Source organism: Paraglaciecola sp. G1-13 (assembly GCF_055809255.1).
Map to the genome: position 1 here is coordinate 3,251,805 of NZ_CM147903.1, position 12,415 is coordinate 3,264,219.

10 protein-coding genes are annotated in these 12,415 nt (G+C 45.5%); 1 reads left to right on the forward strand and 9 read right to left on the reverse strand.

The annotated features are described in order from the left end of the window. Positions 1–22: 22 nt before the first annotated feature. Positions 23–1,492 carry an IMP dehydrogenase gene (gene guaB / locus AC0L6N_RS13830; RefSeq protein ID WP_033185987.1) on the reverse strand — a complete coding sequence of 490 codons (1,470 nt, stop codon included), beginning with the start codon at positions 1,490–1,492 and terminating at the stop codon, positions 23–25. A 103-nt stretch (positions 1,493–1,595) separates the two neighbouring features. On the opposite strand from guaB, the gene xseA reads away from it, so the two are divergent. Beyond that, on the forward strand, positions 1,596–2,930 hold the full coding sequence (xseA, locus tag AC0L6N_RS13835) for an exodeoxyribonuclease VII large subunit (protein ID WP_473475274.1): 1,335 nt from the start codon (positions 1,596–1,598) through the stop codon (positions 2,928–2,930). Positions 2,931–3,052: 122 nt separating this feature from the next. Here the strand turns inward: xseA and der are convergent, their stop codons facing one another. From der to rlmN, 8 genes are all read right to left on the reverse strand, one after another. Further along, complete coding sequence (gene der, locus AC0L6N_RS13840) at positions 3,053–4,501, reverse strand: ribosome biogenesis GTPase Der (RefSeq protein WP_011575866.1); 1,449 nt, start codon at positions 4,499–4,501, stop codon at positions 3,053–3,055. Between the two features lie 87 nt (positions 4,502–4,588). After that, the gene (gene bamB / locus AC0L6N_RS13845) at positions 4,589–5,818 is read right to left on the reverse strand and encodes an outer membrane protein assembly factor BamB (RefSeq protein WP_473475276.1); all 1,230 of its coding nucleotides are present in this window, start codon (positions 5,816–5,818) and stop codon (positions 4,589–4,591) included. Positions 5,819–5,828: 10 nt separating this feature from the next. After that, the gene (locus AC0L6N_RS13850) at positions 5,829–6,452 is read right to left on the reverse strand and encodes a YfgM family protein (RefSeq protein ID WP_473475278.1); all 624 of its coding nucleotides are present in this window, start codon (positions 6,450–6,452) and stop codon (positions 5,829–5,831) included. 67 nt (positions 6,453–6,519) lie between these two features. Next, on the reverse strand, positions 6,520–7,800 hold the full coding sequence (gene hisS / locus AC0L6N_RS13855) for a histidine--tRNA ligase (protein ID WP_011575869.1): 1,281 nt from the start codon (positions 7,798–7,800) through the stop codon (positions 6,520–6,522). Between the two features lie 113 nt (positions 7,801–7,913). Further along, a complete protein-coding gene (gene ispG / locus AC0L6N_RS13860; RefSeq protein ID WP_011575870.1) occupies positions 7,914–9,032 on the reverse strand; it encodes a flavodoxin-dependent (E)-4-hydroxy-3-methylbut-2-enyl-diphosphate synthase in 1,119 nt (372 codons plus the stop codon). Between the two features lie 78 nt (positions 9,033–9,110). Then, the gene (locus AC0L6N_RS13865; RefSeq protein ID WP_473475280.1) at positions 9,111–10,148 is read right to left on the reverse strand and encodes a RodZ domain-containing protein; all 1,038 of its coding nucleotides are present in this window, start codon (positions 10,146–10,148) and stop codon (positions 9,111–9,113) included. Between the two features lie 36 nt (positions 10,149–10,184). Next, the gene (pilW, locus tag AC0L6N_RS13870) at positions 10,185–11,201 is read right to left on the reverse strand and encodes a type IV pilus biogenesis/stability protein PilW (protein ID WP_473475282.1); all 1,017 of its coding nucleotides are present in this window, start codon (positions 11,199–11,201) and stop codon (positions 10,185–10,187) included. An 11-nt stretch (positions 11,202–11,212) separates the two neighbouring features. Beyond that, the gene (gene rlmN, locus AC0L6N_RS13875) at positions 11,213–12,355 is read right to left on the reverse strand and encodes a dual-specificity RNA methyltransferase RlmN (protein ID WP_011575873.1); all 1,143 of its coding nucleotides are present in this window, start codon (positions 12,353–12,355) and stop codon (positions 11,213–11,215) included. Between the last annotated feature and the right edge of the window lie 60 nt (positions 12,356–12,415).

Sequence of the window (12,415 nt, forward strand, 5' to 3'; positions counted from 1 at the left end):
GCCCAGTAGTCAGTTTAAATCATTAACCTAAGCGGTAGTTTGGCGCTTCTTTGGTAATGCTTACATCGTGTACATGAGACTCACCCATGCCGGCAGCCGTCACTTTAACGAACATAGCTTTGGTACGCATGTCGTCAATGGTGGCTGACCCCGTTAACCCCATTGCTGAGCGCAATCCGCCCATTTGTTGGTGAATGATGGTTGAGATAGGGCCTTTATATGCGACGCGACCTTCAATACCTTCTGGCACCAATTTTTCAGCGCTGTTGCTGTCTTGGAAGTAACGATCTGACGAACCATTGTTTTGATCCATCGCTCCAAGTGAGCCCATGCCACGGTACGACTTGTAATAACGGCCTTGATATAATTCTACTTCCCCAGGCGCTTCTTCAGTCCCGGCTAGCATACTCCCTACCATTACCGAGCTGGCACCTGCGGCAATTGCCTTAGCAATGTCACCAGAGAAACGAATACCACCATCAGCGATAACCGGAACATCAGTGTCTTTGAGCGCTTCAACGGCGTCAGAAACCGCAGTAATTTGCGGTACACCGCAACCAGTAACAATACGCGTAGTACAAATAGAGCCTGGGCCGATACCGACCTTCACCGCATCAACACCTGCATCGGCTAAGGCTTTCGCACCTGCACCTGTGGCTACATTACCTGCGATTAATTGTACATCAGGGAAGTCAGCACGGACTTTTTTCACGCGATCAATAACGCCTTGAGAATGACCATGTGAAGTATCAATCAGCAATACGTCAACGCCAGCTTCAACCAATAACTTAATACGCTCATCAGTACCTGCACCAACGCTCACGGCAGCACCAACGCGTAAACGGCCTAATTCATCTTTACAGGCGTTAGGCTTGCTTTCCGCTTTTTGGAAATCTTTAACCGTAATCAACCCGGTTAAACGAAATGCGTCATCAACCACTAAGATTTTTTCGATACGGTGTTCATGCATTAGCTCAAGCACTTGGTCTGAATCAGCCCCCTCTTTTACCGTCACCAAATCGTCTTTGCGAGTCATCACTGATGAAATGGGTTGATCTAAACGATTTTCAAAACGTAGATCGCGGCCGGTAACGATACCTACCAAGGCATTGTCTTTATCCACAACAGGGAAACCAGAGAAGCCATGGTGCTTACTTAACGCGTTAATTTCACCTATGGTGGCATTTGGCGAGACGGTAACAGGGTCTGATACCACACCACTTTCGTATTTTTTCACCATACGAACATGATCGGCTTGGGTTTCAGCTGGCATATTTTTATGAATAAAGCCGATGCCGCCTTCTTGCGCTAAGGCAATAGCAAGCCGTGCTTCGGATACAGTATCCATAGCAGCTGAAATAAGTGGGATATTTAGCGTCACACCGCGGGTTAATTTGGTTTTCAAATCAGCGGTATGGGGGAGAACGGTTGAGTGCCCGGGCACTAACAACACATCATCAAACGTAAGAGCTTCTTTAGCGATCCGTAACATGCAACAACACCTGTTAAATGGGTTTTTATTGCGGCGCAATTGTAGCGGCTTTACCTTATCAGGTAAACTCCAATCCTGTTATTTATTTAAGATTTTATGCCTTATGTTTAGTGCGTCACCCGCAAACCGAAATATCTTCACCGTGAGTAAGCTAAATCATCTCGCTCGCTCGGTTTTAGAATCTGAAATCGGCCAAGTTTGGCTCAGTGCTGAAATATCAAATTTCGTTGCTGCCAGTTCAGGACATTGGTATTTCACCCTCAAAGACAACCGCGCTCAAATCAAAAGTGCGATGTTCAAAGGTGCTAATCGCAAAGTCATAACTCGCCCGAAAGAAGGTGACAAAGTATTGGTACGGGCCAATTTGAGTATTTATGAGCCAAGAGGAGATTATCAGCTGATAGTTGAGCATCTTGAACCTGAGGGTGAAGGTCAACTTAAGCGACAGTTCGAAGCGCTAAAACACGCTCTTTCTGCACAAGGCTTATTTGCTAATGAGAACAAGCAACCATTACCTGACAGCATTAGCCGAGTTGGTGTAGTCACATCTGCGACAGGTGCGGCGCTACACGATATTCTCACGGTATTAAAACGTCGCAACCCTGCTGTCGAAGTTATTATTTATCCTACCCAAGTACAAGGTGCTAACGCCAGTAGGCAAATTTGCCGAGCGATTGAAATCGCTAATCAGCGTAATGAAGTAGACGTACTTATTGTCGGGCGCGGCGGCGGCTCGTTAGAAGATCTATGGTGTTTTAATGAAGAGAATGTAGCTTGGGCTATCCATTACAGTGTACTGCCCATTGTGAGCGCTGTGGGCCACGAAGTGGATATTACTATTGCTGACTTTGTGGCTGATTTACGCGCCCCTACCCCATCGGCAGCAGCAGAATTAGTCAGTCAGTCACAAATTGAGATGCTAAGCGCATTGACGGCTAAACGTGACAGGTTATACAAAAATACCCGTACATTGCTCAAGGAGCTGCACTATCAGCAGCAGTCGTTGACACAAGAACTCAATACTTATCACCCTAAAAATCAACTTCGCCAACACATGCAGCGGGTGGATAACCAACTAACCGCTATCACCCATAATATGACAACTCGATTAATGCGCGCCAAGCAAACCTGCGATAGCCGTATCAGCAAATTGTCACAGTTATCGCCCAAGGCATTATTGAAAGAACAACAGAGCACCCACAACTTGTTGTCACAGCGTTTAACTCAAACGTGGCGCCGCGGCGTAGAGCAACGTCATTTAAAGCTCGCTAATGCCAGCCACCTTCTTGATACCGTCAGCCCACTATCAACATTGGCTAGAGGGTATAGCATCACGTTTAAAAATGACAAAGTAGTGAAAAGCCAAAAAGATTTAGCAAAGGGCGATGTGATCACCAATCGCTTTGCTGACGGTGAAACCAAAAGTACTGTGAATTAGCGCGTGTTGACAGTGAGCCCCTAGAAACGAAAAAGCCCCCTTAATCTTTGTTAATCGATTAAGGGGGCTTTTTTTGCAAAGCAACTTAGTTACCTTGTTACTTTATTCGCTATGGGTTGCCATCACTTATTGTTTTTATGCATTCGCATCAGCATTTTACGTTTACGGCGTTGTGAATCCGTCATGGTATTGGTATTACTTTCAAATGGATTAGCGCCTTCGCGGAATTCCACCTTGATTGGTGTACCCATGACTTTTAATGACTTACGGAAGTAGTTCATCATATAACGCTTGTACGAATCTGGTAAGTCTTTCACCTGATTTCCGTGAATAACAATTATCGGTGGGTTATATCCCCCCGCATGAGCATACTTCATTTTCACGCGACGACCGCGCACAACTGGCGGCTGGTGATCGGCTTGTGCCATGTCCATGATACGTGTCAGCATTGAGGTATTAATGCGCTTAGTGGCGCTGTTATACGCTTCTTGAACCGATTCAAATAAATGCCCAACATTGGTACCGTGCAGAGCTGAAATATAATGCAATCGGGCAAAGTCGATAAAGCCTAAACGTCTATCGAGTTCACGTTTAATTTCATCTTTTACGTCTTTTGCTAAGCCATCCCACTTGTTCACTGCAACCACCAGTGAACGCCCAGAATTAAGCACAAAGCCTAACAAACTCAAATCTTGATCTGTCACTCCCTCTTGGGCATCTATCACTAAAAGCACAACGTTTGCTTCTTCAATCGCTTGTAACGTTTTAACAATAGAGAACTTCTCAACGGCCTCTGAGATACTGCGGCGACGGCGTACACCTGCCGTGTCGATCAGTACATATTCGCGATCGTCGCGCTCCATAGGGATGAAAATACTGTCACGGGTTGTGCCTGGTTGGTCATACACCACAACGCGCTCTTCACCTAAGATACGATTGGTCAGTGTAGACTTACCTACGTTTGGTTTCCCCACAATGGCCAGCTTAATTGGGGATGCCAGTAACTTTTCAAGTTGCTTTTCAGCGTCGATTTCTTCATCGGCTTCTTCATCTTCTGGCACTTGCATATCAGGGAATTGTTCTGATAACGGCATTAAAGTATGGGTTAATAACTGCGTAACACCCCGACCGTGGGCTGCAGCTATCTGATTAACATCTCCTAAGCCTAACGCAAAGAAGTCAGCACTTTCACTGTCACCATCGATTCCATCAACTTTATTGGCCACGACGTAAACAGATTTATTCTGTTTACGTAGATGCTCAGCAATGCCTTGATCTGCCGCCGTTAAGCCAGCACGTGCATCGACTAAAAATAAGACAACGTCAGCTTCATCAATGGCCATTAATGATTGGTTGGCCATTGCCATATCAATACCTTGCTCATCACCGCTGATACCACCGGTATCTACTACGATGAACTGTAAGCCTTCATAGTTAGCCTGACCGTACTTACGATCTCGGGTTAATCCAGGAAAATCCGCAACTAACGCATCGCGAGTACGCGTTAAGCGGTTAAACAACGTGGATTTACCCACATTAGGGCGGCCAACTAAGGCGACAACGGGTAACATATTTCACAATCCTTAAAACGCAAACGGCTCAGGAACATCCCAAGCCGATTAATATTATCAACGTGACACAAGCCACTTTGGGTCAAATTAGGGCACTTGAATAGCCACTAACTTGCCATCACGAGTTTGAGTATACAGCATATTGCCATCAACCACTGGGGCGCTATAAATACTCTCATCTTCGTCATCTCCCCCTACATCAACCCGAGAGACAATTTTGCCGTCAGTTTGATTAAAGAAATGTAAGAAGCCCCACTTGTCGCCCGAAACCAAATATTCACCAATGGGTTCAGCAGCGGTAAGCAAGCGCTTTTTAAGAGCGCTTTGACTCCACTTCTCAATACCATTTCTAGCATCGAGTGCATACACGTTGCTGTCTGAATCAACTACAAACAAGGTATTGCCGGCTTGGGTTAAACGACGGTAAGATTTGTATTCACGCTTCCATATCGTACGGCCACTTCTAAGCTCTACTGACGCTAAGCTACCATCGAAAGAAATAACATAAATAACGCCGCCAGCCACTAATGGTTTGCTGTCGATATCTACAATGCGGTCAAGCTCAGTCGCACCTGTTGCAGAGCCTATGGGTTGCTCCCATGCGGTTTGCCCTGTACCTAAAATGTTCACCGCTAATTTACCCGACGCTGTCCCTACAATGGCGCCACCATTTGCCGCCACTGGCGCTGCAATACCACGTAACGATAGAGGAGGAACGTCAGACTCATAAGACCATATCTGTTCGCCTGACTCGGCGTCTAAACCAAACATGGTGCCGGAGCCAGTATTAATAACGACAACACCTTCATCAATCGCGGGAGCCGCTAATACTTCGCCTTTGACCGTAACAGACCATTTTTCTTCGCCTGTATGCACATCAAGGGCTTTCACATCGCCGTTCTCTGTACCAAAAAACAGGGTTTCATAGGCAACCGCTAAGCCACCTGCGATTTTTGCAGAAGCGCCACTTGACCACAAATTGGTAATACTAGACGTAAAACCTTCATGATTGTAGACGGCGTAGTTTTTCGTCCAGACCTCGTTACCGGTTTCTTTGTTATACGCAGCCACTTTGCCTTGGCGATTTGCTGCGAATACCATGTCATAGGCAACAGCAGGCTTTAGACGAGAAAAGTAATGGTCTATGCCATCACCCAACTCGGTATCCCATAATGTTGTAGGGGTAAACTCAGAATCAATCGGTTTAAGGATACGGATTTCTAACTCTTCATCATCGGTAAACCATCCTGAAATCGTGCTACAAGCTGATAAACCAAAGGTACTAATCAAAATTAAGGGCAGTAATGCTTTTTTCACGTTTAAATCCTTACCCATTCGCCGCAAGAGCCAAATTATCAAGCTTCATTTTAACCACGCTGTTCGCACTATTTGCCGCCACTGCTGCACTGTACGCACTACGTGCTTTATCAAACATTCCTTGCTTAACGTAAATGTCGCCTTTAATTTCCTGTTGCTGAGCGTTAAACGCCGTTGTGGTTACTTTATCCACACTAGCAAGCGCTTTTTCAGGTTGCTCTAAAGCCAATTGCACACGCGCTAAACGTAAGTTTGCTAACGCATTCACCGCGTCGCTTTCACTATTATCGGCGGCAAATGAAAGTTGTTTTTCTGCTTCGTTCAGATCTTTGCGATCAATTGCTTGTTGCGCAAGTTGAAACGCCATTAGCACTGCGTAACCTGTGTCGCTGTTTTCATCAATATAGGCTTTAGCTTGGCCAAAATTGGCGTCCTGTGCCTGTAAAGCAGCGGTTTGCGTTTCAAATGCCGCTGATGCTTGTTCTTTTGCAGCGATTTGTTCATCGTTGTAATAACGCCATCCCCACAGGCCGCCTAAACCAAGAACTGCACCAACGATAATGGCGGTACCGTTCTCTTTCCAAAACCGTTTAATCGCTTCAACTTGTTGTTCTTCTGTTTCGTAATGTTCCATCGCAACTTCCTCTTACTGCACCACCGCTTCAACTATGAGCAGCGACTAATTATCTATTTTAATCGTATTAAAGCGAAAACAACTCAACCAATGTCGACTCAAGTTCTGAGCGAGCAATGCGACTTTGAGGTTTGTCTTCTCGTAAAAACTTAATGCTGACTTGTTCTTCTTGTTGCTCGGTTTCACCTAACACCAAGGCGACTCGGGCGGCACTTTTATCTGCACGTTTCATTTGCTTCTTAAAGTTTCCACCACCAAAATGGGTCTGTACTCTAAGGGTTGGCATAACATCACGCAAACTTTCTGCAATTTGAAGCGCATATAACTCGACCTCATCTCCCATAGCCGTCACGTATACATCCACTGGGGACGCGACAAACTCTTCTGCGCCGCTTGCTTGCAGCATTAACACTAAACGCTCCATGCCGATAGCAAACCCAACGCCTTGAGTGGACTTACCGCCGAGCTGTTCAACAAGACCATCGTAGCGGCCACCTGCACACACAGTACCTTGAGCCCCTAAACTATCAGTCACCCATTCAAAAACCGTACGGTTGTAGTAGTCAAGCCCTCGCACCAAACGCGGATTAACTCGGTATTGGATACCTAAGGCGTCTAAACGTTCACATAAAGCGTGAAAATGTTCTTTAGATTCAGCATCTAAGTAGTCGATCAGGCTTGGCGCATCTGTAATAGCCGCTTGTACTTGTGGGTTTTTACTGTCTAACACTCGCAAGGGGTTACTTTCTAAGCGGCGTAGGCTGTCTTCATCTAAGTGTTCTTTTCTCGCGAGCAAGAACTCAACTAGGGCTTTGCGGTAGGTTTCACGCGCTTCATTTGAACCGAGCGAGTTAAGCTCCAGGGTTACCTGCTCAGAGATTCCAAATTTTTTCCATAATCGAGCGCTAAGCGCAATCACTTCAGCGTCAATATCTGGACCGGCTAGGCCGAATACTTCTACACCGAACTGATGAAACTGTCGATAACGACCCTTTTGTGGGCGCTCGTGACGAAACATAGGCCCTAAATACCACAATCGCTGCTGTTGGTTGTACAACAAACCATGTTCGTTTCCAGCGCGGACAACACTGGCCGTGCCTTCTGGACGCAACGTTAAGCTGTCGTCATTGCGGTCTGCAAAGGTATACATTTCTTTTTCGACAATATCTGTCACTTCGCCAATTGAGCGCTTAAATAAATCGGTGCTTTCGACGATGGGCGTGCGTACTTCTTGGTAACCATAACTGGCAACGACTTCACGGATCGCTTTTTCAGCCCATTGCCATAAGCCTGACTGTTCAGGAAGGCAATCATTCATGCCTCGTATTGCCTGTATTTGTTTAGACACTAAGGAGATTCTCTTTGACTAGATAGTATTAAAAAGCCCCGTATTATAGGGGCGTTGTAGGTAAACGTAAATGAAGACTCCGCTTTATCACGCTTTTTTGCCTAAGTCGGCAATTATCCTAGATGCTTTATGTCGATTTTCTTACTGCTATCAAGCAATGCAGCTTTCGCTCTAATGCGCTTTTCCAATTGGTCAACCAGATCATCGTTCGACAAACGCTCTTTTTGACGTTTGCCATCCACGTAATAGCCGCTCATATTGCGCGCGCCTGTTAAGCCCAAATCTGAGACTTCAGCCTCACCAGGTCCATTGACCACGCATCCAATAATCGACACATCCATAGGGGTCAATAAATCTTCTAAGCGTGTCTCCAATGCATTTACTGTGCTTATTACATCGAACTCTTGGCGAGAGCAGCTTGGGCAGGCTATAAAATTGATACCACGTGAGCGAATACGAAGCGATTTTAGAATATCAAAACCCACTTTGATTTCTTCAACTGGATCAGCCGCCAGCGAGATACGGATGGTATCGCCTATCCCTTCGGCAAGTAACATTCCAAGGCCAACGGCACTTTTCACTGCACCAGCACGAAAGCCGCCCGCTTCGGTGATACCAAGATGTAACGGTTGATCAATTTTTTTGGCTAATTCACGATAGGCACCTACAGCTAAAAATACGTCTGAGGCTTTAACGCTGACTTTAAACTGATCGAAATTGAGTTTATCGAGAATATCAACATGACGCATGGCTGACTCAACCAATGCATCAGGTGTGGGCTCACCGTACTTCTCTTGAAGGTCTTTCTCTAGTGAACCGCCGTTGACACCTATACGAATAGGAATGCCTTTATCGCGGGCACAATCTACAACTGAACGCACGCGTTCCATACTGCCGATATTTCCTGGGTTGATGCGTAGACAATCAACACCGTATTCAGCGACTTTTAAAGCAATTCGATAATCGAAATGGATATCTGCAATAAGTGGAACATTAACTTGCTGCTTAATTAATTTGAACGCCTCAGCTGCATCCATGGTGGGTACGGATACACGCACGATTTCCCCGCCCACGGCCACAATGCGTTTAATCTGCGCTACGGTCGCCTCAACATCTGTGGTCAGCGTATTGGTCATAGATTGCACCGCAATAGGTGCTCCCCCGCCAATAGGAACGCTACCTACATTGATCCTAGTTGATTCTCTGCGCTTTATTGGTGACTCTGCAAACATGCTGTTTCCTAACTCAATTTGATAAGGTCAAACGTGTGCTCAGGGCTTACGCCCGGCACATATTACTTAATGGCTTTATTACGACCGAGGTAAAGTAAATTTTGCGGTACTGTTTGGTGCTAAAAATGACATGTCTAGATCTTCATCCGCGTACCGTATTTGCACCACACTTGGTGCCCCTAAAATGACTTCAAAGGGGGCGACTCCGGAAATACTCATAACGCGGCCCGCAACTTTAACTCCAACAGCAATGGTTTCTCCAGTCGCATCAATAACGCTCACCCAACAATCGTCGTTGAAGGTGAAAACTACATCAACTAATTCACCCGTTTGCTCCGTTTGTGCGCTAGCGGACACTTGGGAGTTGAGTTGGGCAGAAGCACTTTCACTGTTTACGGTTACCGCTGGGGCAACACCGTCTTGAGTGGACGCATTATCAGGGGGCAAAATACTGTTACTATCCTCAAGGCTGCCACTTACCTCAGGCTGAATCTCGTTGCTTTGGTTTAATTCATCGCGTGGGAATTCGGTCGTTTCTTGGGCCATATCGGTAGAACGTAAACCTGACTCGTTAACATCCCCAGTGGCGATAACGGCAGTGTCGTTTTCAACATCACTTTGGATATCGACAGGCTTTTCACTTTTTACGTTATTTTGTGCTTCACTTTGTACAGTGGGGGTATCTAACGTACTTGCAGTCTCGTTGTCACCCTGTTGAAACCACCAGACAACCACAAGCGCAACAACTATCGCCAAAATCAGGTAAGTAACTAACATGAGCTTGTCGTCGTTAGCTTGATGAGCTACGCGACGGGAGAAACTCTGTAATTTTGCGGGTTCTTTTTTATGGGTATCCAGATTATCTAACCCGTCGAGGACTTGAGCTTCCGACACGTCAACCTGGCGAGCATACAATTTAAGATAGCCCTTGATGAAAGTCATCGAGATACTAGGGTCGTATTCATCGTTTTCTAACGCGATAATTAAGCTCGGCTTTAAATGGATCAGGCCAGCAATTTGCTCTACCGTTAAACCTTTTTCTAATCGCGCAGCCTTCAATACAGGTCCTGGACCGAATACTTGAGACTCTTCCATATGTTGTACTTCTTCACTCATTTAACTAACGCTACTCTTAATAATGATTAGGGACGGCTATTTGGGTTCAACAACGATCAATTTTTGCCCGATATAGATGGATGCAGGATCAGAAATGTTGTTCCATTCCATAAGTTTGCTCATCTTAACGTTATATTGCAAAGAAAGGCGATAAAGATTCTCCTTCGCCGTAACAACGTGATATTGAGTTGCTTTTAAATCTGGCTGCGCATATCCCTTTGTAGGCTTTACCGCTGGCACACTAACAGACTGTACAGGCGAATCTATAGCTTCAATACCATTGATGTAATCCCGGGCTGGCTGAAAGTCTGGATAAAGACTCAACAGCATATTTGCATAATCACTCGCTCGATTTGGTGAACCAGCGCCCTGCTCTATTTTTACCGCCAACCACAAACTATCAGCAGAAACGGATGCCACTTTTTCATAGCGACGCAGGCTATCTCTCGCTGCAGCAAAACGATTGGCCTGTAATTGCATTTGCGCTAACAAGAATAAACTTTTGGCTCGGCCTGGTTGATGATTTAGCGCGTCTTCGAGAAATCCAATCGCATCATCTAACGCATTTTGACTTTGGCTACACAGCGCTAGGTTCTCGTAGGTTTCTGCAGATGAATTATAAATATCACTATTCAATGCTTTGAAGAAATAGACTTTGGCTTGTTCGTAATCGCCTTGGGCGCACAAAAACGCGCCGTAGCTATTGGCGATATCGGCATTTTTAGGCGCCAACGCCATGGCTTTTTTATATGACGTTGAAGCAGATCCATACTCTTCGACGTTCTGAAAATAATATGCCATACCGTAATGCACATCTGCCATTTCTGGAGCAAAGGACAGTGCTTTATCCAGATTAAATTTAGCTTGGCTGAAATTACCGTTTTCTAGATAGGTTAGCCCTAGAGATAAGCGCGTCTTTGCGGCCTTTTGCTTATCGAAGTCATCTGCGCCTGTCCCAGCATTTTGGCTAGCACAAGCGCTTAGGGCGAGAATAAAAATGACACTTATTACTCGGAAAACACGGAAGACACGGAAAACTTTCATAGGGATCATTCGGTTAGTACTCAATGTTCCATTTTTACCGAAATTTCATCACCCTTCATCTGTTTTTTCAACATTCGTTTAGTTCTATCAACCACGTCGCCCACAAGTTGACCACAGGCTGCATCAATATCATCCCCTCGAGTCTTACGCACGACTACCATCAAGCCGTAACTCGAAAGCACTTTCGCGAAGCGATCAATGCGTGAGTTACTTGAGCGACTGTAAGGAGAGCCCGGATAAGGATTAAACGGAATCAAGTTAATTTTACATGGCGTATCGGCCAATACTTTCGCCAGTTCATGGGCTTGGTCGGTACTGTCATTGATACCGTTGAGCATGACATACTCTACTGTCACTTTACCTTGGTTAGCATTCGATTTTGCTAGATAACGGCGCACCCCAGCCAAAAATTCTTGAATAGGATATTTTTTGTTGATTGGCACAATCTCGTCACGTAACTTGTCGTCTGGGGCATGAAGCGAAATAGCCAGCGCTACATCGATCTGATCGCCTAACATATCAAGTGCAGGCACCACTCCTGAAGTACTCAAGGTCACACGGCGTTTTGATAAACCAAATGCGAGATCATCAAGCATTAAATCCATCGCCGGCACCACATTCTTCAAGTTTAACAGCGGCTCGCCCATCCCCATCATGACCACATTAGTAATGGGACGTTTGGCACTATCATTAGATAAACCGATGGTCGTTGCTACGCGCCACACCTGACCGATAATTTCAGACACACTTAAATTGCGGTTAAAACCTTGCTGAGCGGTCGAGCAAAAAGTGCATTCTAGGGCGCAGCCAACTTGTGACGACACGCATAAGGTCGCGCGGTCTTCATCAGGGATCCACACAGTTTCAACTTCTTGTCCGCCTTCTAGGCGTAACGCAAATTTAATCGTGCCATCACTTGCGCCTTGCTGATAAGCGATTTCTGGCGCTTTGACTTCACATTGCGCTTTTAGCTTTTCACGTAACGCTTTGTTCAAATTAGTCATTTGATCAAAGTCTGACACCCCAGCTTGATAAATCCATTTCATCATTTGGTCGGCACGAAATGGCTTTTCGCCAATCGAACTAAAATACTCTCTTAAACCCGCTCGGTTAAAGTTGAGTAAATTGATTTTAGTCGGTTTTGCTGACATCACTTCTGACATGGAACGGGGTACCTCAAATAAAAGAAACTAGTGTACATTTTTTATGCGAAAACTACCATT